This is a genomic window from Streptococcus vestibularis, from assembly GCF_900636445.1.
Lineage (GTDB): Bacteria > Bacillota > Bacilli > Lactobacillales > Streptococcaceae > Streptococcus > Streptococcus vestibularis.
The window spans coordinates 493,471-517,431 of the sequence record NZ_LR134275.1; the positions used below are offsets into that span (position 1 = coordinate 493,471).

Consider the following 23,961-nt stretch of genomic DNA (forward strand, 5'->3'; position numbering starts at 1 on the left):
AGATATGGCACAAATGACCGTACAAGTGGTAACTCCGGATGGTCTGAAATATGACCACCATGCCAGCTTTATCCACGCGGTTACTAAAGATGGTCAAATTGGTATCTTGCCAGGCCATATTAACTTGATTGCGCCACTTGAAGTGGATGAACTCAAGGTTCGTCGTGTGGATGACGAGAGTCACGTCGATTGGATTGCCGTAAACGGTGGTATCATCGAAGTTAAAGATGATTTTATTACTATCGTTGCCGATTCAGCAGAACGTGAACGCGACATTGACGTTTCTCGTGCCGAACGTGCCAAGCAACGTGCCGAACGTGACTTGGAAGAAGCAACTAAATCTGACCGTATTGATGAAGTTCAACGTGCTCAGGTTGCTCTCCGTCGAGCACTTAATCGTATCAGTGTCGGTACAAAATAAGATAAAAAAACGGGGCCTAAGTCTCGTTTTTTGTTTATCCTTAAAGAAAATATGAGAACTAGCAATATTGCCACAGAAAGCTAGTTGCCAAATGAATTTGAGTATAAAAGATTAAATAAAGGTTTCATCAATGAAAACGGTTAATTTAGCTTTTACTTTAGTTTAAGGTATCAAAGTGTTATAATATAAGCTGTTAGCTTTATATTTTAAGAGAAAATGTAGAGTAACGTAATAGAAAGTATGAGTTTTTTAAAGATATGAAAATTGAAAAGAAGCATCTTTTAGATTACACCATCTTGATACCTTATTTAATCTTATCCATAGTTGGTTTAATAGTAGTGTATTCAACAACAAGTGCTCGTTTAGTAGCCTTGGGAGCCAATCCCTTCGCATCTGTTATAAACCAAGGAGCCTTTTGGTTGGTATCCTTGTTCTCTATTTTTTTCATCTACCGACTGAAATTGAACTTTCTCAGGAAAGATAAGCTTTTGGGTGTTGTTATTGCCTTTGAGATTTTACTTTTGGTCATTGCCAAATTTTTCACTAGGGAAATTAATGGTGCCAATGGTTGGATTGTGCTCGGTCCCTTGTCTTTCCAACCAGCGGAGTACCTTAAGATCATTGTTGTCTGGTTTTTGGCGCACACTTTTTCAAAACAACAGTCTGCTATAGAACGTTATGACTATCAGGCCTTGACTAAGAATAGGTGGATACCGAGGAATAAAAAAGAATTTAATGACTGGCGTTACTATTTGCTGGTAATGATTGGCTTAGTTGCCATCCAACCGGACTTGGGGAATGCGGCTATCATTGTATTGACAACAGTTGTCATGTTTTCAATTTCTGGTGTTGGCTATCGCTGGTTCACGGCACTGTTTGCTGGTATTGTAGGGCTGTCGTCTGCTTTTCTTGGATTGATTGCTTTGGTTGGAGTACAAAACATGGCTAAGGTACCTGTCTTTGGATATGTTGCCAAGCGTTTTGCAGCTTATTTTAATCCTTTTAAGGATTTAACAGGTTCAGGACTTCAGTTGTCTCATTCTTACTATGCTATGAGTAATGGGGGGTGGTTCGGTCTTGGTCTCGGAAATTCGATTGAGAAAACCGGTTATCTCCCAGAAGCAACGACAGACTTTGTGTTTTCAATTGTTATTGAAGAGTTAGGTCTCATTGGAGCAGGTTTGATTCTTGCCCTTCTCTTTTTCCTTATTCTTCGTATTATGATTGTGGGAGTTAAGGCTAGAAATCCATTTAACTCTATGATGGCGCTTGGTGTAGGGGCTCTTATGCTTATGCAGGTCTTTGTTAATATCGGAGGAATCTCAGGGCTGATTCCATCAACAGGTGTTACCTTCCCTTTCCTTTCGCAAGGTGGTAACTCGCTTTTGGTAACTTCAGTTGGGATAGCCTTTGTCTTGAACATCGCTGCTAATGAAAAGCGTGATAATATTGTTCAAGCTATTGAGGAAGAATTGTCTCAGACTCAAGAATTAGAAAGTCAAGATGAAAAAATTGTACCTTTAAGAAGAAGTCGTTAATACGGCTTCTTTTTACTTATGTGACTTTAAGTCCGTTTCGCTCCGAAGGTGCGAAACAGATAAACCACCCGCTATGCGGGTGCGCATCGAAGGTTATACCGTCATAACAAAAAAACTCCAAACGAGTTACAATATAGGTGTTCAAGCCAATTGTAAAGCGGAAGGAGTTAAGACTATGGCGCAAAAAGCTCACAGTTTATCACATACAAAATGGATGTGTAAGTACCACATTGTATTTACACCTAAGTATAGACGAAAAATAATCTATAATCAATATAGGAGTAGTTTGGGAGAGATTTTTCATAGACTATGCCAATATAAAGGCGTTGAAATAATAGAAGGCCACTTAATGCCAGATCATGTCCATATGTTAGTAAGTATTCCACCACGAATGAGTGTAGCTAGTTTTATGGGATATTTGAAAGGTAAAAGTGCATTAATGATGTTTGATAAACACGCCAATTTAAAATATAAATTTGGGAACAGACATTTTTGGGCAGAAGGTTATTATGTAAGTACGGTAGGACTTAATGAAGCCACAATTAAGAAATATATTCAGGAACAAGAGAAGCATGATATCGCTTTAGATAAATTAAGCGTGAAAGAATATGAAAATCCCTTTAGGGATAACGGTAAGTAATGCGAATGCCTCTTTGAGAGGCTTGTGACGAGTCAAAAGCAATAAGGCTTGAACAAAGTGAAAGCCAGCGTCTTTAGGCGCTGGCTGGTATTATGGGCTTATAGCCCTTGATCAAACCACCCGTTAGACGGGTGGTTATGATTGGTAGCGTTTTGCATTAGCAAGGGGATTACTAAAAGCTTATAGAGGCAGTAGAAATAGAATTATTGAAAGAAATATTTGTGATTACTCTAAAGAAAAATTGAAAACTATATAAAATACTTGCAATTCTATGACATTTTGATAGAATAGTAGAGTAAAGTTAGACTGTATTGCCTACTGTCTATCTATAAAATATATTTTATTGGAGGCTTTTCCTAAATGGCAAAAGAAAAATACGATCGTAGTAAACCACACGTTAACATTGGTACAATCGGACACGTTGACCACGGTAAAACTACTTTGACAGCTGCTATCACAACTGTATTGGCTCGTCGTCTTCCTAGCGCAGTTAACACACCAAAAGACTACGCTTCAATCGACGCTGCTCCAGAAGAACGTGAACGCGGTATCACAATCAACACTGCACACGTTGAGTACGAAACTGAAAAACGTCACTACGCTCACATCGATGCGCCAGGACACGCGGACTACGTTAAAAACATGATCACTGGTGCCGCTCAAATGGACGGTGCGATCCTTGTAGTAGCATCTACTGACGGACCAATGCCACAAACTCGTGAGCACATCCTTCTTTCACGTCAGGTTGGTGTTAAACACCTTATCGTCTTCATGAACAAAGTTGACTTGGTTGACGATGAAGAATTGCTTGAATTGGTTGAAATGGAAATCCGTGACCTTCTTTCAGAATACGATTTCCCAGGTGATGATATTCCAGTTATCCAAGGTTCAGCTCTTAAAGCTCTTGAAGGTGATTCTAAATACGAAGACATCATCATGGACTTGATGAACACTGTTGACGAATACATTCCAGAACCAGAACGTGACACTGACAAACCATTGTTGCTTCCAGTCGAAGACGTATTCTCAATCACTGGTCGTGGTACTGTTGCTTCAGGACGTATCGACCGTGGTGTTGTTCGTGTTAATGACGAAGTTGAAATCGTTGGTCTTAAAGAAGAAATCCAAAAAGCAGTTGTTACTGGTGTAGAAATGTTCCGTAAACAACTTGACGAAGGTATTGCCGGAGATAACGTCGGTGTCCTTCTTCGTGGTATCCAACGTGATGAAATTGAACGTGGTCAAGTATTGGCTGCACCTGGTTCAATCAACCCACACACTAAATTCAAAGGTGAAGTTTACATCCTTTCTAAAGAAGAAGGTGGACGTCACACTCCATTCTTCAACAACTACCGTCCACAGTTCTACTTCCGTACAACTGACGTAACAGGTTCAATCGAACTTCCTGCAGGTACTGAAATGGTTATGCCTGGTGATAACGTGACTATCGACGTTGAGTTGATCCACCCAATCGCCGTTGAAAAAGGTACAACATTCTCTATCCGTGAAGGTGGACGTACTGTTGGTTCAGGTATCGTATCTGAAATCGAAGCTTAATTAATATTAAGTTCCCAATACAATTATTCGTCAGACAATAATTGAGAGAGTCGAATTTACTCGGCTCTTTTTGGTTTTTAAAAATATCTGAGAGTCTTCTTTATTTGCATTTAGTTGACTAAACTTAGGTTTTATAGAGAACAATCTTAATAAAGCAAGTCGAGTTTTCGGAATTTTCCTAAAATCCTAGTAATAGTAAGGGATTTGTGATAAAATAAACGAGTAAATAAATAAAAGAAGAGGTATGTGAAATGTCACGTAAACCATTTATCGCTGGTAACTGGAAAATGAACAAAAATCCAGAAGAAGCAAAAGCATTCGTTGAAGCTGTAGCATCAAAACTTCCTTCATCAGATCTTGTTGAAGCTGGTATCGCAGCTCCTGCAGTTGACTTGACAACTGTTCTTGCTGCTGCTAAAGGTTCAAACCTTAAAGTTGCTGCACAAAACACTTACTTTGAAAATGCAGGTGCTTTCACTGGTGAAACTAGCCCACAAGTTTTGAAAGAAATCGGTACTGACTATGTTGTTATCGGTCACTCAGAACGTCGTGACTACTTCCACGAAACTGATGAAGACATCAACAAAAAAGCTAAAGCAATCTTTGCTAACGGTATGCTTCCAATCATCTGTTGTGGTGAATCTCTTGAAACTTACGAAGCTGGTAAAGCGGCAGAATTCGTAGGTGCTCAAGTTTCAGCTGCTTTGGCTGGATTGACTGCGGAGCAAGTAGCTTCATCAGTTATTGCGTACGAACCAATCTGGGCTATCGGTACTGGTAAATCAGCTTCACAAGACGATGCACAAAAAATGTGTAAAGTTGTGCGTGATGTTGTAGCAGCTGACTTCGGTCAAGAAGTTGCTGACAAAGTACGTGTTCAATACGGTGGATCAGTTAAACCTGAAAACGTTGCTGAGTACATGGCTTGTCCAGACGTTGACGGAGCTCTTGTTGGTGGTGCATCACTTGAAGCTGAAAGCTTCTTGGCATTGCTTGACTTCGTTAAATAATGAATAAAAAGTTCGAGAACTGTTCTCGGCTTTTTTGTTTGTAAACATGTGTCTAAAAAACTAAACCTAATAAGATAAATATGTGGTTTATATAAATAGAGTTTTGAAATGTTTTGTGGTTTTGATGACATGCCAAGATGTACACTTTTTTACCATAGGCTATATACTTTCTGAGATTGTTCTTTTAGCCTAAAATTTGATAAAATAGAAGGTAACAAAATAAAAAAGGAAGTATCATGTCAAAAGGGTTATTAATCTCAATCGAAGGGCCAGATGGTGCTGGAAAGACTACAGTTTTGGAGGCGCTTTTACCTCGTCTTAGAGAAGCCTATCCAGCCAAAGTCGTGACGACACGTGAACCAGGTGGAGTCGCTATTGCAGAGCAAATTCGTGAGGTTATTTTGGATGTAAATAATACGGCTATGGATGCTAAGACAGAGCTCTTGCTCTATATTGCGGCTCGCCGTCAACATTTGGTTGAGAGGGTTTTGCCAGAGCTTGAAGAAGGCAATATGGTCATCATGGATCGTTTTATTGATTCATCAGTTGCGTATCAAGGGACTGGTCGTGGCTTGAATCAGGATGAGATTGCCTGGTTAAATGCCTATGCGACTGATGGGTATAAACCTGATGTGACCCTATTGTTTGATGTGGATTCTGAAACTGGTTTGGCCCGTATTGCAGCTAACGGCGAACGCGAAGTCAATCGGTTGGATTTAGAGAAGCTTGACCTACATCAGCGTGTACGTCAAGGTTATTTAGATTTAGCACAGGCTGAACCAGAACGTATCAAAATAATCGATGCCTCACAGGCTTTTGAGGATGTTGTAGAGGAAGCTTGGAAAGTAATTAAAGGCTATTTATAAGGAGCAAGATGAAGTTAGCTGAGAGTCAAAGCAAACTATTTGAAGAGTTTTCACAAATTATCAGAGAAAATCGTTTGAGTCATGCTTATTTGTTTTCGGGTGATTTTGGAAGTCTCGATATGGCTATTTGGCTAGCACAGAGTCGGTTTTGTGTGACTCCTGAGAATGGTCTACCTTGTGGTCACTGTCGTCCCTGTCGTTTGATTGCACAGGGGGACTTTTCTGATGTTAAAATAGTAGAGCCACAAGGACAGATTATTAAGACGGACACGATTCGCCAGTTGACTAGAGAGTTTAGTCAATCGAGTTTTGAGGGGCAGGCTCAGGTTTTTATCATTCGTGATGCAGATAAGATGCACGTCAATGCTGCTAATAGTCTATTAAAGTTTATTGAAGAACCTCAAAGTCAGATTTATATTTTTCTTTTGACAGCTGATGATAGTCGTATGTTACCTACGATTAAAAGCCGAACTCAACTCTTTTATTTTCCTAAGAATCGGGCTTATCTGGAAGAATTGCTTCAGAAGGAAGGTTTGTTGTTGACACAAGCCAAAGTGTTGGCAGATTTTGCTAAAGATGATGTTCAGGCTTTAGACTTAGCTAAAGATAATAAGGTTCTTGATCTGATTAATACAGTAGAGCGTTTCACACAGTCCCTGCTATCTAATCAGGACCTGCTTTATTTGGACGTTGCAAAACTGGCTGTCCAGTGTAGTGAAAAGTCGGAACAAGAGATAGTCTGGGCTTTTTTAACTTATCAATTGGGGAAGGATATACAAAATCCACAAGCAAGACGATGGCTAGACTTAGTTTATGAGGCTCGAAAAATGTGGCTTGCTAATGTCAGCTTTCAAAATGCGATGGAGTATATGGTATTATCATGACAGAAGTCATTGGAATAAAATTTGAAGAAACTGGAGCAGTAGAATACGTTGTTCCTGATAAAAATTACGCCAAAGATGACTTTGTAGTCGTTTTGGAGAAAAAAGATAAGCGCCTAGCCCAGGTTGTCATGGAGAACACAGATTTTCCTGAGGTTAGTTTGCCTGCGGATTTGAATCGGGTTGAAGGATTGGCAGGAGAGAAAGATTTTGCTAGATATGATGAAAATCTTTTGAAGGCTGAAAAGAGTATGGGAGTAGTGGCTGATTTAATTGCTCAAAATCAGCTTGATATGAGGGTGGTGGATATTGTCTTTCCCCTAAATAGCTCATACGTGCGTATCAGTTTTGTGGCTGAAAAGCGGGTAGATTTTCGTCAGTTGCTCAAGGATTTGGCGACTTACTTTAAGACACGTATTGAGTTACGTCAGATTTCAAGTCGTGAGGAATCAAAAATCTATGGTGGCTTAGGACCTTGTGGTCGGGCACTTTGTTGTTCTAGTTTTTTGGGTGAATTCCCACCAGTATCGATTAAGATGGCTAAAAATCAGAGTTTATCTTTGAATTCTGGTAAGATGAATGGGGTCTGTGGTCGACTTATGTGTTGTCTCAGTTATGAAGATGACTTTTACCGAGATAGCAAGGCAAGTTATCCTGACTTGGGTGATGAAATTGAAACCAAGGATGGCACGGGTCAGGTCGTTGCCATTGATGTGATTGCAGGGACTATTAAGGTTGTATTTGAAAAAGGGCGTGCGCCCCTAACTTATGGAGTGGAGGAAGTTCAGCTAAATGGAAAAGCGTGAATTGTATGATAAATTCGAGGAATTATCACAAAATTTGATGTCGATGTTGGCAGAGGTAGAAGCAATTAAGGCGAACTTCTCAGGGATTCTCGATGAAAATACGGCTCTCAAGTTGGAGAATGACAAGTTACGTGAGCACTTGAGTCAAGTAGTTCAAGAGGAGACAGGGACTAAAATGTCTCATGGCAAGGTGAACCTCGAGGCTATTTATGATGATGGATTCCACATTTGCCCAGATTTTTATGGTCAACGTCGTGATAATAATGAAGCTTGTGGCTTTTGTGCAGAATTGTTGTATGGAGATTAAGTATGCAGGTTCAAAAGAGTTTTAAGGGGCAATCTAATTATGGTACCCTTTATTTGGTTCCCACACCTATTGGTAATTTGCAGGATATGACTTTTCGCAGTGTGCAAATCCTGAAAGAGGTGGATCTTATTTGTGCGGAGGACACGCGTAATACAGGTCTCTTGCTCAAACATTTTGAAATTGAAACCAAGCAGTATTCTTTTCATGAGCACAATGCTTATGAAAAAATTCCAGATTTACTGGAACGCTTGAAGTCAGGTCTTTCTTTGGCTCAGGTTTCTGATGCGGGTATGCCTTCCATTTCGGATCCTGGGCATGATTTGGTCAAAGCCGCCATTGCTGAGGATATTCCTGTGGTGGCCTTACCGGGAGCATCAGCTGGTATTACAGCCTTGATTGCTAGTGGTTTAGCACCGCAACCTCATATTTTTTATGGATTCCTGCCTCGTAAAAAGGGACAGCAGATTGATTTCTTCAAGGGAAAAGTATCTTATCCTGAGACACAGATCTTTTACGAGTCACCCTACCGTGTGGCGGATACCCTTGAAAATATGCATGAGGTCTATGGTAACCGTCAAGTAACTCTAGTTCGAGAATTGACTAAGCTTTATGAAGAGTATCAGCGAGGGTCAATTTCAGAAATTTTAGATTATATTGCTAGTAATCCTCTCAAGGGAGAATGTTTACTGATTGTGGCTGGAGATTCTGAGAATGGCAGGGAAGAAAATCTAACATCAGATGTTACGCCAGTGAAGGCTGTTGAAGCTTTAATTGCTTCTGGTATGAAACCTAATCAGGCTATAAAAACCATTGCTAAAGAGCGAAAAATAAACAGACAAGAGCTTTATAACCTTTTCCATAGGGTTTAAGAGGCTCTTTTTTTGTGGCGACATAATATGTCAGAAAAGAAAGAATTATCAAAAAATTCCGTAAATATACTTGCTTACCTCGTGGTTTTGTGTTATATTATCTAACATAAAATATTTTACGCATTGGAGTGGTTTCATGGATACAGGTAGCAGTGCCTTTATATTGATTTGTTCAGCCATGGTTTATTTGATGACACCGGCCTTGGCCTTCTTCTATGGTGGGCTTGGGCGTCGTAAGAATGTTATCAATACCATGATGATGTCTGTTCTTCCCTTAGCTATAGCCTCTCTCTTGTGGATTGTTGCTGGCTACTCGCTTTCTTTTGGCGGTCATGGGAATTTCTTCGGTAATTTCAGTCACCTTTTTTTAAATGGTGTGTCTGAAACGGACTCAAGCCGTGGTCTAGCTATTCCTGATCTCTTATTTGCGGCTTTTCAGATGATGTTTTCCATTATCTGTGTGTCGATTTTGACAGGTTCAGTAGTAGAACGTATGCGCTTTACTCCTTTAACTATTTTCGTAGTCTTTTGGTTATTTTTGGTCTATTATCCTTTTGCACATATGGTATGGGGAGACGGAATTCTTGCCAAGTGGGGGACAATTGACTTCGCAGGTGGTGATGTGGTTCATATTACCTCGGGTGTATCGGCCTTGGTTCTGGCAATCGTTGTTGGTAAACGTCGTGATTTTGGCATTTTAGAACACCGTCCTCATAATGTTCCTTTTGTCCTATTGGGAGCGGGTCTCTTATGGTTTGGTTGGTTTGGTTTCAATGCAGGATCAGCCTTGGCTGCTAATGGCTTGGCAGTTCACGCGCTAGTAACCACACATGTTTCTGCAGCAGCTGCCATGTTTTCATGGTTGGCTCTTGAAAAATATGTGACAGGTCATCCATCTTTGGTCGGTGGTTCGACTGGTTTAGTAGCTGGGCTTGTTGCCATCACGCCTGGAGCCGGTTTCGTTTCCATCTGGAGTGCCATTCTAATTGGAGCTATGGTTAGTCCGGTTTGTTTCTATGCTATCTCTGTCTTAAAAAAACGCTTTGCCTATGATGATGCTTTGGATGCTTTTGGTTGCCACGGCGTTGGAGGTATCTTTGGTGGTTTGGCTACTGCGATTTTTACGACACCAGATTTAGCCCTAGATAAGGTCAATATTGGCTTGATTTATGGGAAGGCCCATCTGTTTATTGTGACCATTTTGGCTATTATCTTTACAGCTATTTGGTCTGCTCTTGTGACCTATGGTATTATTAAAGTAATTGCTCATTATATGCCTTTACGTGTCACTGACCGTGATGAAGCTATTGGTCTTGATGACTGTGAACACAAGGAAACAGCCTATCCAACCTTTATGGGCTTAGATTCGTAGGAGAATACAGATGAAAAAAGTAGAAGCGATTATTCGTTCGGATAAATTGGAAGATTTGAAAAATGCCTTGACTGGTAGTGGTTTAGCCAAGGGAATGACTGTAAGTCAAGTTCTGGGTTACGGTAATCAACGGGGCTTTGCAGAGTTTGTTCGTGGACAGCGCATTGTTCCTACCTTATTAGCTAAGGTCAAGGTTGAGATTGTAGTTAAGGATATGGCAGTTGACGAGGTTGTTGATGCCATTCGGAGCGCCGTAGCGACGGGAGAAGTTGGTGATGGGAAGATTTTTATTGTTCCTATTGATGATGTTATCCGTATTCGTACGGGTGAACGTGGTGGAGACGCCATTTAATATATGAAGGCTTAAACCGGTTGGTTTGGGTCTTTTTTAGTGAATTTTGATATACTTAGAGGAGTTAGTATGATTGAGGGGGTGACCGATTGGCGAAAGGAAAAAAGAAAACTAAGTCGAAAGCTAGACCTAAGAAAACTAAAAAGAAAAAGAAGTCTTTCTTGCTTTTTCCTAAATTTTTCCAAAAGTGGAGTCTGATTTTTATGGGTCTATTTGCCTTATTGGGCCTCCTAGCTAGTTTAAATTTTCCAAGGTTGACTATGGAAAAAAATATGACGCCTACAGATGAGACGACGGTTGCTTTTATTGCTGAGATTGGCGAGACATCGCGCTATTTGGCAGCTAGAAATGATCTTTATGCATCTGTCATGATAGCTCAGGCTATTCTAGAATCTGATTCTGGCCAATCAAGTTTGAGTCAGAAGCCATCTTACAATTTCTTTGGAATTAAAGGAGAATACAATGGTCAAAGTGTAACCCTACCGACCTGGGAGGATGATGGTAAGGGAAATCCTTACCATATTGATGCGGCCTTTCGTTCCTATGGTTCCGTGGAAAATTCTTTACAGGATTATGTGGACTTCCTTGAGGGAAGCTACTATGTAGGAGTGCACCGTTCCAAGACAAAGAGTTATAAAGATGCGACGGCAGCCCTAACAGGCGTTTATGCCACTGACACAACCTATGGGGATAAATTGAACAGCATCATCGAACAATATCAGTTAACTATTTACGACACATATTAGGGTCAAGGAGAATAAGAAAATATGAACCAGAACCAAGTGAAACTCATTGCAATTGACATGGACGGGACACTCTTAAATAGCCAAAAAGAGATACCTGTAGAAAATATTCAGACTATTCAGGAAGCCGCTGCGGCAGGTATTAAGATTGTCCTTTGTACGGGTCGCCCACGTTCAGGCATTGTTCCCCATTTTGAAAAATTGGGTCTTAGTGAAGAAGAGTACATTATCATGAACAATGGGTGTTCAACTTATGAAACTAAAAATTGGACCTTGCTTCAATCTGAAAGTTTATCTCGCCCTGAAATGGAAGAACTCTTGCAGGCTTGTGAAGACTTCCGAGAGGTGGCTCTAACCTTTACTGGTGAAAAAACTTACTATGTTGTGGGTAATGAGGTACCTGAGCTAGTAGCTTATGATGCTGGGACTGTTTTTACAGAAGCGAAAGCTAGGAGTTTGGAAGAAATCTTTGAGGAAGGGCAAGTGATTTTCCAGGCTATGTATATGGCTGATTCTGAATCTTTGGACGCCTTCCAAAATGCTGTGCAAGATAGACTTAATCAGAGCTATAGCACAGTTCGCAGTCAAGATTATATCTTTGAAATTATGCCACAAGGAGCAACCAAGGCCAGTGGACTGAAGCATTTAGCTGAAAAGTTGGGTATCAATCCCGAACAGATTATGGCTTTGGGAGATGCTGCTAATGACCTTGAAATGCTTCAATTCGTCGGTCAAAGCGTTGCCATGGGTAATGCGAGTGACGACATTAAGGCTTTGTGTAAGTATGTGACTTTGACAAATGACGAGGCAGGTGTGGCACACGCCATTCGTACCTGGGCTCTATAAGAAAAAGACCTTTAGCTTTATTGTTTGCTAAAGGTTTTTCGATTTCTGATAATGGCAATGAGAGTAGTTAGTGTAATGGTGATATCTGTGATGGCAGCGGGGTAAGCCTTAATGGTCAAATCGTAAATTAGCCAGAGTAACATATTCTCAATAATGACCCAGCGAAGCCACTGGAGGTTTCGTGTGATAACAATTGCTAGACTATAAGAGACTGAAGAGATGATTGGCAAATAGCCAATAACCCCAAGTTGATTGAGATAAGATCCTACGATGATTTGAAGAATGATGAGGATGGTCAAGATAGTCTTGGTCATTTTCTTTTTGATCATCAAACGATTCCTAATAATGGAAATACTAATGGTTAAGGCACCGGTATAGCCACCCAATAAGAGGTTAGCAGTGGCAGTGAAAATGTAGTCGGTAATTTGCCAGGCGAGCATCTTATTTTTTGATTTTGCAAAAGAAGATATGGCAACACAGAGGGCTCCAATGACTGAGAGTACTTGTGCTAGAAGGTAGATTATCATGATTCAACTTCCAATTTTTTCCTTTATTATATCACAAGAAAGAAGGATTTATTTCGATAATATCTATCCGTTATTTTGAGGTCACAAAAGATGAAGGAACAACTAGAAAAAGCATCTCCCAACGGATGATGGTATTGCTACGCTAGGGTTCCATTTATGAAAATCTCCAAACACTGCTAGTAATGTTTTTCTGACTGGTTTTGCTTGAAATCTGGTGACAAGTATCAGATAAAAACGCAGCATACTCGAGACGGGCATTGATGGCTTTCTGATATGAGTATCTGATCTTTCTATTATTTTAGGGAAAGGTCTTGTTTATTCCTTAATAAATAGATACAATAGAAGAGTCGGTCTTACCGAAAATTTTATATAATGAGGACAAAAATGTGTCAGTAAATTGGCAGGATATTGCGTTTTCTTTCCTCGGTGGTTTGGGACTTTTCCTATTTAGTATTAAGTACATGGGTGATGGTCTTCAACAAGCGGCCGGAGATAAACTACGCTTTTACATCGATAAGTACACCAGTAACCCATTTTTAGGTGTTCTGATTGGCATTGTCATGACGGCCTTGATTCAGTCGAGTTCAGGGGTAACCGTTATTGTCGTAGGTCTGGTTTCGGCAGGGCTCTTGAGTCTTCGTCAGGCTATTGGTATTGTCATGGGGGCGAATATCGGGACAACCGTAACCTCCTTCATGATTGGTTTCAAGCTTGGTGATTATGCTCTTCCAGTGATTTTCCTAGGGGCGGCGTTTCTCTTCTTTACGAGTAATAAGAAGCTTAATAACCTAGGACGTATCTTGTTTGGTGTTGGGGGGATTTTCTTTGCCCTTAACCTGATGGGAGATGCGGTAGAACCTTTGAAGTCAGTAGCAGCCTTTAAAGATTACCTGGCAACTTTAGGTGACCGCCCAATCATGGGAGTTATCATTGGTTCTGGTTTGACCATGTTGATTCAGTCTTCGGCAGCTACCATTGGTATTCTTCAGAGCCTTTATTCAGGTGGTTTGCTTGACCTACAAGGGGCTCTTCCAATCCTCTTTGGGGACAATATCGGAACAACTATTACAGCGGTTCTTGCGGCCCTTGGTTCCAACATTGCGGCCAAACGTGTGGCAGGGGCTCACGTACTGTTCAACGTTATTGGAACGGTCTTGTGTTTGGTTCTTCTGGTACCATTCACAGCTCTGATTCAATGGTTTAAGTCTATGCTTGGTTTGACACCAGAGATGACTATTGCCTTTGCCCATGGTACCTTCAATATTGCAAATACTATCGTGCAATTCCCATTCATTGGGCTTCTTGCTTATCTTGTAACTAAGATTATTCCTGGTGAGGATGAAGTTAACAAGTACGAAGCGCTTTACTTGGATCGTTTGCTTATCACACAAGCGCCAGCCATTGCCCTTGGTAATGCTAAGAAAGAGTTGGTTCACTTAGCGTCATATGCCATTCAATCTTTGGAGGCTTCATACGCTTTCTTTGATAAAGGTGATGAGAAATACTTTGACAAGGTTGAGAAGTATGAAACAGCTGTTAATAGTATTGACGAAGAGTTGACAACCTACTTGATTGACATCTCTAATGAATCTCTAAGCGTTTCTGAAAATGAAGTGTTGGCAAGTGTGCTTGACTCTGTTCGTGACTTGGAGCGTATTGGTGATCTGGCAGTTGCAAGCGCCAACCTTTCACAACATATTCATAATAAGGGGATTGAATTCTCTGAGACTGCTAAGACCGAGCTTGGGGATGTTTATAACCGTACGCACCGTATTGTTCTCGATAGTATTCGTGTTGTTGTGGATGATGACAAGGTGCTTGCAGGTCAAGTCATCCTTCGTCATGAAGAATTGGAAAAACTTGAAAAACAATTGCGTAAAACACATACCAAACGTCTTAACAATGGTGAATGTACTGCGCAAGCAGGTATCAACTATGTTGATTACCTCTCACATTACACACGTATCGCAGACCATGCGATTAACCTTGTTGAAAAGGTTACAGAAGGTGTGATTTAATAGAGAAAGTCGAGAAAATTTCTCGGCTTTTTTGATATAATGAAAGCGTATTAAGAATATAGAAAAATGATGAGAGGTGGTCCTATGACCTATTATATTTCAGCCAAACGTTTTTACTTTGAGAATAAAATCAAGGAAGGGGGTTACCTAGCGGTTGTGGATGGTCGTTTCGGTGACTGGTCGGAAAAGGTACCAGAAGGTGCAGAAGTACTGGATTACAGTGATTATCAGATTGCTCCGGGTCTTGTAGATACTCATATTCATGGATTTGCGGGTTATGATGTCATGGATAATTCTGAGGAAAGTCTTCTTGGCATGAGTCAAGCCTTGCTTTCAGCAGGTGTGACTTCTTTCTTACCGACAGCATTGACAGCACCATTTGAAGAGTTAAAAGCTATCTGTCAGACAACAGCAGAGACGGCTGGTAAGGAGCCTGGTGCTAAAATTCAGGGACTCTTCTTTGAAGGACCTTATTTCACTGAGACCTATAAGGGAGCGCAAAATCCTAAATATATGGGCAATCCAAGTATAGAACAGTTGCAAGCCTGGCAAGAGGCGGCTCAAGGCAAATTAATCAAGCTGGCCTTGGCTCCTGAACGTGAGGGAGTAGTTGAATTTATCAAAGAAGCGACTGGGCAAGGTGTGACAATCGCTCTAGGTCATTCCAATGCTACTTACGAGGAAGCTGTAGCGGCTGTGGAAGCTGGGGCATCTGTTTGGGTTCACGTCTACAACGGTATGCGTGGGTTTACGCATCGTGAACCTGGAATGGTTGGAGCAGCCTTCGATAGTCCAGAAACGATTGGTGAGTTGATTGCAGATGGTCATCATGTGGTTCCTGCAGCTTGTAAGGTTCTTATCAAGCAAAAGACTCCTCAAGGAGTTGCCCTTATTACAGACTGTATGTCAGCGGGAGGTTGTCCAGATGGCGACTATATGTTAGGCGAACTTCCTGTTATTGTTGAAAATGGTACTGCCCGCCTCAAAGAAGGTGGTAACCTGGCTGGTTCTATCCTACAACTTAAAGATGGTGTCAAGCACGTCGTTGATTGGGGACTTGTGACGGTTGCTCAAGCTTTACAAATGGCGAGTCATGTTCCAGCTAAATCTGTTGGTCTTGAAAATACTTGTGGAAGTCTAAAAGCAGGTCTACCAGCTGATTTTATCGTCTTAGATGACTCCTTGGACTTGCAAGCAACCTATATTGATGGACGAAAAGGTTGGGAAAAATAAGAGTATAAGTAGCACTTTCTTATGAAGGTGCTGTTTTTAATTGATTTTTACAAAGGTGTCAGAGTAGTGTAAAATAGAAATACTTTATGTTTTATAGGAGGTAATATGTCAAAACGTATTTGGAGCATTGCCCTGGCCTACGTCGGTGTAATGATTGGTGCAGGGGTATCTTCAGGGCAGGACCTCTTACAGTATTTTGTTAGTTTTGGAGCCTGGGGACTGATAGGTGTTATAGTTCTAGGAATTTTGCATGTTGGCTTTGGGCGACTCATGATTGCTCTGGGAAGTTATTACCGTTCAGATGATCATTCAGTAGTCCTGGCAGAAATCAGTCATCCTGTGATTTACCGTATTTTGGATATCGCTTTGATTATCACTTGTTTCCTGTTTGGTTTTGTGATGACAGCTGGTGCAGGGGCTAACCTTAACCAACAGTTCGGCTTTCCGATTTGGGTAGGTGCCTTCCTGTGTACAGCTCTGACTATCTTTGTGAGTTTCCTAGATTTCAAAAAAATCATCGGTGTTATTGGAGTTTTTACCCCCATGATTTTGGTTATGATTGCTATGATATTCGTGACCAATGTTCTAGGGCGTCACTGGGATTTTGCAGAGATGGATAAGGTGTCGCAAACCATTCAATCACCCTTCTCAAGCGTTTGGATGTCTGTGGTTAACTATTTTGCCGTTTGTGTCATGTCAGCCATAGCCATGGCCTTTGTAATGGGTGGATCTATTCTCAAAATCAATGAAGCCGAAAAGAGTGGAGCCTGGGGAGGATTTATGGTTGGTGTGATTTTCTTCGTCACGACCTTGATTCTCTTTGCTAACAGTGATAAAGTTGCTAGCTTGGATGTTCCTATGCTGGCCATTGCCAAGGAAGTGAACCCTATCTTTGCGACACTCTACGCCTTAGTGATTTTTGGCTTGATTTTCAATACCGTCTTTAGTCTTTACTATGCCCTTGGGAAACGCTTCTCAGCGGGTAGTGATAAACGATTCAAGTTCTTTGTGGCTGTATTTGCCCTTGCTGGTTTTGCTATTTCCTTCATGGGCTTCCGTCAATTGGTAGCGGTTATGTATCCTATTATCGGTTATTTGGGAATGCTGATGTTGGTTGTGCTAGTTGTGGCTAGCTACCGCAAAAAAGCCAAAATTCGTAAGGAAAAGGAAATTCGAAATCATCTCTTGTCTATCGTCGAGAAAGCTTATGATCCCAATCAAGACTTAACCCATCAGGACAAGAAAAAGGCCGAAGAACTTAGAGAAGCCTCAATTCTTGATAATGATATTCTCCATGAAGACTCCCATGCGCATGTTCGTCAGGAAATGGGAATCAGTGAGAAGGATTAGAATTTTATTTTACAAGTTTCTCTATTTCTGCTATAATACTGACAAGAAAGAAGGGCTTATGGCGTTTTTCTAGCGAGCTTGGGATAGTGAAAGCCAAGTAGAGCAAAGTAAGCAAGTGGCGCTTTCTCTCAGCAAAGAGCTGAAGACAAACAGATAAAATGAAGTAATAAATTAGGGTGGAACCGCGTTTCTGACGCCCCTAGTCGTAAGGCTTGGGTGTTGAAATTCGGTTCTTTTTGAATTCGTCTAATACCTAAGTAGAAAGGAGTACAATGCTTAAAGGATCTTGTTTATGTAAAGCAGTGACTTACACTCTAGATGAGGAATTATCCGAATTAGTTTTTTGCCACTGTTCATTCTGTCGGAAAGCAACTGCGTCTGCCTATACAGTTAATGCTAAAGTTAGCAGTAAAAATCTAGTATTGCATGGAAAAGAAAAGCTTGTTACGTATAGTTCTTCTCCAGGAAAACAGCGTTATTACTGCCAGAACTGTCATAGTCAAATTTTCACTGTTCAAGAAAATATACCAGAAGTCTGTGCTTTGAAATTAGGTACAATAGATGAATGCGATCAGAATTTACAAACTGTTCCCAAACGTCATATTTTTCAGGATCCAGCTTTTTCTTGGTTGCTTGATAAATAAACCTAAAAAGATAATATAAATTAAAGGAGTAAATAATGTCTAAAAAACTAACTTTCCAGGAAATTATCCTTACTTTGCAACAATACTGGAATGACCAGGGTTGTATGCTCATGCAGGCTTATGATAATGAAAAGGGTGCAGGAACCATGAGTCCTTACACCTTCCTTCGTGCCATTGGGCCTGAACCATGGAATGCGGCTTATGTAGAGCCATCTCGTCGTCCAGCTGATGGTCGTTACGGGGAAAACCCAAATCGTCTCTATCAACACCACCAATTCCAAGTGGTTATGAAACCTTCTCCATCAAATATCCAAGAGCTTTACCTTGAGTCATTGGAAAAATTGGGTATCGATCCTTTGGAACACGATATCCGTTTCGTTGAAGATAACTGGGAAAACCCATCAACTGGTTCAGCTGGTCTTGGTTGGGAAGTTTGGCTTGACGGTATGGAAATCACTCAGTTCACCTATTTCCAACAAGTTGGTGGATTGGCAACTGGTCCGGTAACTTCTGAGGTCACTTACGGTTTGGAACGTTTGGCTTCTTACATCCAAGAAGTAGATTCTGTTTACGATATTGAGTGGGCTCCAGGCGTTAAATACGGAGAAATCTTCCTTCAACCAGAATATGAACATTCAAAATACAGCTTTGAAGTTTCTAACCAAGATATGCTTCTTGAAAACTTTGAAAAATTTGAAAAAGAAGCAGGACGTGCTTTGGAATTGGGTCTTGTTCACCCAGCCTACGACTACGTATTGAAATGTTCACATACTTTTAACTTGCTAGATGCTCGTGGTGCTGTTTCTGTCACAGAACGTGCCGGTTATATTGCCCGTATCCGTAACTTGGCCCGTGTCGTAGCCAAAACCTTCGTCGCAGAACGTAAGAAACTCGGCTACCCACTTCTCGACGAAGCCACACGCGCAAAACTCCTAGCAGAAGAGGAAGAATAAACAGAGCGTATTAAAAAGGATTGGCTAATAGAGTAATCCTACAGAACCAGTTGCCGCAGTGATAAAGGTATCGTTAGAGAAACTAACGATACCAGGCAAAATTGGAGACATAGGCTCCAATTTTAGCAATGAAACGACGCAGTCGGTTGCTTGCGTGACAATCACATAAGGCAAACTGGAAAAAAATATTTTTCGGAGAAAAAACATGACAAAAAACTTATTAGTAGAACTTGGACTTGAAGAATTGCCAGCCTACGTTGTCACACCAAGTGAAAAACAACTCGGGGAGAAAATGGCAGCCTTCTTGGATAACAATCGTCTTTCATACGAAAGCATTCAAACTTTCTCAACACCGCGCCGTTTGGCAGTCCGTGTCATTGGATTGGCTGATCAACAATCTGATTTGACAGAAGATTTTAAAGGACCTTCTAAGAAAATCGCCTTGGATGCAGAAGGTAACTTCTCAAAAGCGGCACAAGGATTTGTCCGTGGAAAAGGCTTGACCGTTGATGATATCGAATTCCGTGAAGTTAAAGGTGAAGAATATGTCTACGTGACGAAACATGAAGCTGGAAAACCTGCCAAAGAAGTCTTGGCTGGCGTTCCAGAAGTGCTTTCTTCATTGACTTTCCCTGTTAGCATGCACTGGGCTAACAACACCTTTGAATACATCCGCCCTGTTCATACTTTGGTTGTCCTTTTGGGCGACGAAGCGCTTAACCTTGATTTCTTGGATATCAAGTCAGGTCGTGTGAGCCGTGGTCACCGTTTCCTTGGGCACGAAGTGGAAATCACCAATGCAGATTCTTATGAGGAAGACCTTCGTACCGTGTACGTGATTGCGGATAGCAAAGAACGTGAAAACATGATTCGTGAGCAAATCAAAGCCATCGAATCAGAACAAGGTGTTCAAGTCCAAATCGAAGAAGGACTTTTGAATGAAGTCTTGAACTTGGTCGAATACCCAACAGCATTTATGGGAAGTTTCGACACTAAGTATTTGGACGTTCCAGAAGAAGTCTTGGTGACATCAATGGAAACGCACCAACGTTACTTTGTTGTACGTGACCTTGACGGTAAGCTTAAACCAAACTTCATCTCAGTCCGTAATGGTAACGCTGAGCATTTGGAAAATGTTATCCGAGGAAATGAAAAAGTCTTGGTGGCCCGTCTTGAAGATGGTGAATTCTTCTGGCGTGAAGACCAAAAACTCAAGATTGAAGATCTCGTTGCTAAATTGGCTAACGTGACTTTCCATGAAAAAATCGGTTCTCTCTCAGAACACATGGCCCGTGCTGGTGTCATTGCGGCTTCCTTGGCTGAGCAAGCTGGTTTGACTGCCGAAGAAACGGCAGCCGTAGCGCGTGCAGCTGAAATCTACAAATTTGACCTCTTGACTGGTATGGTCGGAGAGTTCGATGAATTGCAAGGAATCATGGGTGAAAAATACGCCCTCCTTGCTGGTGAGGATGCTGCGGTTGCGACAGCTATCCGTGAGCACTACCTTCCTGATTCAGCAGACGGAGCTCTTCCAGAGACTAAGGTTGGTGCCATCCTTGCGCTTGCAGATAAATTGGATACCCTCCTTTCCTTCTTCTCAGTTGGCTTGATTCCATCAGGTTCTAATGACCCTTATGCGCTTCGTCGTGCAACGCAAGGGATTGTTCGTATCTTGGATGCTTTTGGTTGGCACATCCCTATGGATGAGTTGATCGACAGCCTTTACGCCCTTTCATTTGATAGTCTTTCTTATGACAATCAAGCAGAAGTTATCAACTTCATCAAGGCACGTGTGGACAAGATGATGGGACGTACATCAAAAGATATCAAAGAAGCCGTTCTTGCTGGTTCAAACTTCGTGGTTGCGGATATGCTTGAAGTAGCTGACGCCCTCTCAGCAGCTGCTAAGGCTGATGGTTATAAGGCAGCTGTTGAATCACTCTCACGTGCCTTCAACTTGGCAGAAAAAGCAGATGCTTCAGTAGCAGTCGATGCCAGTCTCTTTGAAAATGATCAAGAAAAAGCCCTTTCTAAAGCAATTGAAGAGCTTGAATTGACAGGTTCAGCTGGTGATAAATTGTCTCAGCTCTTTGCTCTTAGCCCAGTCATTGATGCTTTCTTTGACAACACGATGGTAATGGCAGAGGATGAAGCTGTTAAAAATAACCGTTTGGCCCTTCTTTTGGGTCTTGTGGCTAAAGCCAAAGCTGTTGCAGCCTTTAACCAATTGAATACAAAATAGAGGTAAGAGGAATGGATTCTAAAAAAATTGCTCGAATCAATGAGCTTGCAAAAAAGAAAAAAACAGAAGGTTTGACTCCAGAAGAAGCAGTGGAACAAGCAAAACTTCGTGAAGAATACATTGAGGGCTATCGTCGCTCAGTTCGTCACCATATCGAAGGGATTAAAGTGGTTGACGAAGAGGGTAACGATGTGACACCTGAAAAACTACGTCAAATACAACGTGAAAAAGGTTTGCATGGTCGTAGCCTTGATGATCCTGAATCATAATAACGATGTACAAGGGTTTGGAATTTTTCCAAGCCCTTGTTGTGAAGTATAAAATTCTGAATATTCTGTATAAAATTGACCAATTATTTCAAAAATGGTAAAATATAAGTTATGTTAAAAAATGGCATGATTCAATGAGTCGTGCTAAATAGAATTGGAGTGAAAAAAATGTCGCAAAAGCAACATCATAAAGACGACGAAAACCAGACTGAGAATGGGATGGTGCGTGGTCTTCAAAACCGTCACGTCCAGCTGATTGCCATCGCTGGTACAATCGGTACAGGTCTCTTCCTTGGGGCGGGGCGTTCCCTATCCCTAACAGGACCTTCAATCATCTTAGTATATATACTAACTGGTATCTTCATGTATCTTATGATGCGAGCGATCGGTGAGATGCTCTATATGGATCCTGACCAGCACACCTTTATCAACTTTATTACCAAATACCTTGGTAAGGGCTGGGGATTCTTCTCGGGTTGGTCCTACTGGGTATCACTGATATTCCTTGGGATGGCAGAAATTACGGCTGTATCGACCTATGTGCAATATTGGTTCCCGAGTTGGCCTGCCTGGCAGATTCAGATTGTCTTCTTGATTATCCTGAGTTCGGTTAACCTAATTGCAGTTAAGATTTTCGGGGAAGTTGAGTTTTGGTTTGGGATGATCAAGATTGTCACCATTCTTGCCTTGATAGCTACAGGGATATTTATGGTAGCAACTAACTTTGAAACGCCAGCTGGACATGCTAGTCTTACCAATATCACACAAGGTTTCCAGATGTTCCCTAAAGGTTGGGTGAGCTTTGTCATGACCTTCCAAATGGTCTTCTTTGCCTACCAAGCCATCGAATTTGTAGGGATTACAACATCTGAGACAGCAAATCCACGTAAGGTGTTGCCAAAGGCAATCAAGGAGATTCCGATTCGTATTGTCATTTTCTATGTGGGTGCCCTCATTGCCCTCATGGCTATCTTCCCATGGCAAAAACTTCCAGTTAATGAATCACCCTTCGTAACAGTCTTCCAAATGGCTGGTATCAAGTGGGCAGCGGCTTTCATTAACTTTGTTGTTTTGACAGCAGCGGCTTCATCATTGAACTCAACGCTTTATTCTACAGGTCGTCACCTTTTCCAAATTGCTAAGGAGACACCAAATAGTAAAGTCATGAAAGCTTTGAAGCTAGATACTTTGTCACGTAATGGTATTCCTTCACGTGCCATCATTGTTTCAGCCATTGTAGTATGTGTTTCAGCCTTCATCAACGTCTTACCTGGTGTATCTGATGCCTTCGCTTTGATTACGGCATCATCATCAGGTGTCTACATTGCCATCTATATTTTGACCATGCTTGCTCATCTCAAGTACCGTAAGTCTCAAGAGTTTATGGCAGATGGCTTCCTTATGCCAGCCTATAAGATTCTTAATCCATTGACTATCCTTTTCTTCATCTTCGTCTTTGTTTGTCTCTTCTTGCAAAAGTCAACAGTTGTCGGAGCTATCGGAGCAACCATCTGGATTGTAGTGTTTAGTATCTACAGTAACTGGAAACACAGTAAATAAATCGATTTAGCTCACCTTATGGTGGGTTTTTTAGTTGCCAAAAAAAAGGACACAAGGTGTCCCAGTTATTAGTTATGCAATACTTTCTTGGCTTCCATGGTGAAAGAAACCGCTTAAGAGGTCCTTACTACGATGGAAAATAGCGGGCTTGTGATCGTTGTGCGAACGGCCATTAACATCAAGTTTAGCCCATTCAAGAGCCTGGTGGGCATTTCGGTCTGAGACTGTAGATGTCCCAATATAGCTATAGATGCCTGCTTGAGCGAGAATAAAACCTTGCAGTTGACGAATATGTTCATCATTGAGGGCTTCGGAAAAATGAATCTTAACTGTCTTATAAGTTAAAGCTTGGACAGACTCGACGATAGGCGACTCTGCTAGGAGGTGCAAAAGTTCTTGATGCTTAGTAAAGTACTTATCATAGTTCATTGGAAGAATGATAGTATGGGCAATCCAATCTTCCAAGTTGGCTTTAGCTTTTTTACTGAGACCTCTTGCTGTGATACTGAGATCATCCATATTGAAAGGAAGCTGGTCGATGTGAGCAGTGTTTGAACCATATGCCTTTCTGAAAAGCGGTGTACTTGATAGAATATGTCCAGTGGGAGAAATAATAGCCAAGGCAGTTTCCTTGGTTTGGTAACCAAGCTCGTGGCATTCCATGCTAGCGTATGTGTCTTTAAATTCAATAATTGCTCTTGTCTTCATCGTGTAACTCTCTTTCTGTTAGTTTATAAACTAACAATAGTTTATCATGACTTATAATCTTGGTCAAGATTATACCTTCAAAAACAAAAAAATATTTTTGTAAGGGTTTGCAAAAAATATTTGAACTCTGATATTATATAACCATAGCAAAAGGATTGTTACTGGTCAGCAGGCAAAACCTAGATAAATACGAAAAACTAATGGGAGTAGTGTATACTCATCTCAATTGGTTCTTGGTATTTATTTAGG

General features: G+C 41.1%; 24 protein-coding genes. 22 read left to right on the forward strand and 2 right to left on the reverse strand.

Annotation, left to right across the window (positions count from 1 at the left end; translation table 11 throughout):
- The first annotated feature begins 4 nt into the window (after positions 1–4).
- From EL076_RS02640 to EL076_RS02705, 14 genes are all read left to right on the forward strand, one after another.
- Entirely contained in the window at positions 5–421 is a 417-nt protein-coding gene (locus EL076_RS02640; protein WP_002890211.1) for a F0F1 ATP synthase subunit epsilon, read from the forward strand.
- A gap of 257 nt (positions 422–678) precedes the next feature.
- Positions 679–1,959 carry a cell division peptidoglycan polymerase FtsW gene (gene ftsW, locus EL076_RS02645; RefSeq protein ID WP_126429120.1) on the forward strand — a complete coding sequence of 427 codons (1,281 nt, stop codon included), beginning with the start codon at positions 679–681 and terminating at the stop codon, positions 1,957–1,959.
- 175 nt (positions 1,960–2,134) lie between these two features.
- Positions 2,135–2,599, forward strand: coding sequence for an IS200/IS605 family transposase (gene tnpA, locus EL076_RS02650; protein WP_002883780.1), 465 nt, complete (start codon positions 2,135–2,137; stop codon positions 2,597–2,599).
- Positions 2,600–2,959: 360 nt separating this feature from the next.
- Positions 2,960–4,156 carry an elongation factor Tu gene (tuf, locus tag EL076_RS02655; RefSeq protein ID WP_003095670.1) on the forward strand — a complete coding sequence of 399 codons (1,197 nt, stop codon included), beginning with the start codon at positions 2,960–2,962 and terminating at the stop codon, positions 4,154–4,156.
- Between the two features lie 251 nt (positions 4,157–4,407).
- Positions 4,408–5,166: a triose-phosphate isomerase gene (tpiA, locus tag EL076_RS02660; protein ID WP_003095461.1), complete on the forward strand. Its 759-nt coding sequence runs from the start codon at positions 4,408–4,410 to the stop codon at positions 5,164–5,166.
- A gap of 236 nt (positions 5,167–5,402) precedes the next feature.
- Entirely contained in the window at positions 5,403–6,032 is a 630-nt protein-coding gene (gene tmk / locus EL076_RS02665) for a dTMP kinase (RefSeq protein ID WP_003095357.1), read from the forward strand.
- Between the two features lie 8 nt (positions 6,033–6,040).
- Positions 6,041–6,916, forward strand: coding sequence for a DNA polymerase III subunit delta' (locus EL076_RS02670; protein WP_003097726.1), 876 nt, complete (start codon positions 6,041–6,043; stop codon positions 6,914–6,916).
- Positions 6,913–7,719, forward strand: coding sequence for a regulatory iron-sulfur-containing complex subunit RicT (ricT, locus tag EL076_RS02675; protein ID WP_003095374.1), 807 nt, complete (start codon positions 6,913–6,915; stop codon positions 7,717–7,719). The genes EL076_RS02670 and ricT overlap by 4 nt, the downstream gene beginning before the upstream one ends.
- Positions 7,706–8,026, forward strand: a complete 321-nt coding sequence (yabA, locus tag EL076_RS02680) for a DNA replication initiation control protein YabA (protein ID WP_002887582.1) — start codon at positions 7,706–7,708, stop codon at positions 8,024–8,026. The genes ricT and yabA overlap by 14 nt, the downstream gene beginning before the upstream one ends.
- Before the next feature lie 2 nt (positions 8,027–8,028).
- Positions 8,029–8,895, forward strand: a complete 867-nt coding sequence (rsmI, locus tag EL076_RS02685; protein ID WP_126429122.1) for a 16S rRNA (cytidine(1402)-2'-O)-methyltransferase — start codon at positions 8,029–8,031, stop codon at positions 8,893–8,895.
- A gap of 136 nt (positions 8,896–9,031) precedes the next feature.
- Entirely contained in the window at positions 9,032–10,267 is a 1,236-nt protein-coding gene (locus EL076_RS02690; protein ID WP_126429124.1) for an ammonium transporter, read from the forward strand.
- Positions 10,268–10,277: 10 nt separating this feature from the next.
- Entirely contained in the window at positions 10,278–10,619 is a 342-nt protein-coding gene (locus EL076_RS02695) for a P-II family nitrogen regulator (protein ID WP_002886165.1), read from the forward strand.
- 89 nt (positions 10,620–10,708) lie between these two features.
- Positions 10,709–11,365, forward strand: coding sequence for a glycoside hydrolase family 73 protein (locus EL076_RS02700; RefSeq protein ID WP_126429126.1), 657 nt, complete (start codon positions 10,709–10,711; stop codon positions 11,363–11,365).
- Positions 11,366–11,386: 21 nt separating this feature from the next.
- Positions 11,387–12,208: a Cof-type HAD-IIB family hydrolase gene (locus EL076_RS02705; protein WP_126429128.1), complete on the forward strand. Its 822-nt coding sequence runs from the start codon at positions 11,387–11,389 to the stop codon at positions 12,206–12,208.
- 17 nt (positions 12,209–12,225) lie between these two features.
- On the opposite strand, the gene EL076_RS02710 is transcribed toward EL076_RS02705, so the two are convergent.
- Positions 12,226–12,735, reverse strand: coding sequence for a YgjV family protein (locus tag EL076_RS02710; protein ID WP_126429130.1), 510 nt, complete (start codon positions 12,733–12,735; stop codon positions 12,226–12,228).
- 386 nt (positions 12,736–13,121) lie between these two features.
- On the opposite strand from EL076_RS02710, the gene EL076_RS02715 reads away from it, so the two are divergent.
- The 8 genes from EL076_RS02715 to EL076_RS02750 all read left to right on the forward strand — a co-directional run bounded on the left by EL076_RS02715 (position 13,122) and on the right by EL076_RS02750 (position 23,004).
- A complete protein-coding gene (locus EL076_RS02715) occupies positions 13,122–14,753 on the forward strand; it encodes a Na/Pi cotransporter family protein (protein WP_126429132.1) in 1,632 nt (543 codons plus the stop codon).
- 84 nt (positions 14,754–14,837) lie between these two features.
- On the forward strand, positions 14,838–15,986 hold the full coding sequence (gene nagA, locus EL076_RS02720) for an N-acetylglucosamine-6-phosphate deacetylase (RefSeq protein WP_048788301.1): 1,149 nt from the start codon (positions 14,838–14,840) through the stop codon (positions 15,984–15,986).
- Between the two features lie 105 nt (positions 15,987–16,091).
- Complete coding sequence (locus EL076_RS02725) at positions 16,092–17,336, forward strand: YkvI family membrane protein (protein WP_064519472.1); 1,245 nt, start codon at positions 16,092–16,094, stop codon at positions 17,334–17,336.
- 272 nt (positions 17,337–17,608) lie between these two features.
- Positions 17,609–17,980: a GFA family protein gene (locus tag EL076_RS02730; RefSeq protein WP_003097717.1), complete on the forward strand. Its 372-nt coding sequence runs from the start codon at positions 17,609–17,611 to the stop codon at positions 17,978–17,980.
- 35 nt (positions 17,981–18,015) lie between these two features.
- Positions 18,016–18,933: a glycine--tRNA ligase subunit alpha gene (gene glyQ / locus EL076_RS02735; protein WP_064519471.1), complete on the forward strand. Its 918-nt coding sequence runs from the start codon at positions 18,016–18,018 to the stop codon at positions 18,931–18,933.
- Positions 18,934–19,138: 205 nt separating this feature from the next.
- On the forward strand, positions 19,139–21,175 hold the full coding sequence (gene glyS / locus EL076_RS02740; RefSeq protein WP_126429134.1) for a glycine--tRNA ligase subunit beta: 2,037 nt from the start codon (positions 19,139–19,141) through the stop codon (positions 21,173–21,175).
- A gap of 11 nt (positions 21,176–21,186) precedes the next feature.
- Positions 21,187–21,444, forward strand: coding sequence for a DUF896 family protein (locus EL076_RS02745; RefSeq protein WP_048788298.1), 258 nt, complete (start codon positions 21,187–21,189; stop codon positions 21,442–21,444).
- Between the two features lie 168 nt (positions 21,445–21,612).
- Entirely contained in the window at positions 21,613–23,004 is a 1,392-nt protein-coding gene (locus tag EL076_RS02750; RefSeq protein ID WP_003095398.1) for an amino acid permease, read from the forward strand.
- A gap of 72 nt (positions 23,005–23,076) precedes the next feature.
- Here the strand turns inward: EL076_RS02750 and EL076_RS02755 are convergent, their stop codons facing one another.
- The gene (locus EL076_RS02755; RefSeq protein WP_126429136.1) at positions 23,077–23,712 is read right to left on the reverse strand and encodes a nucleotidyltransferase; all 636 of its coding nucleotides are present in this window, start codon (positions 23,710–23,712) and stop codon (positions 23,077–23,079) included.
- Positions 23,713–23,961 lie beyond the last annotated feature (249 nt).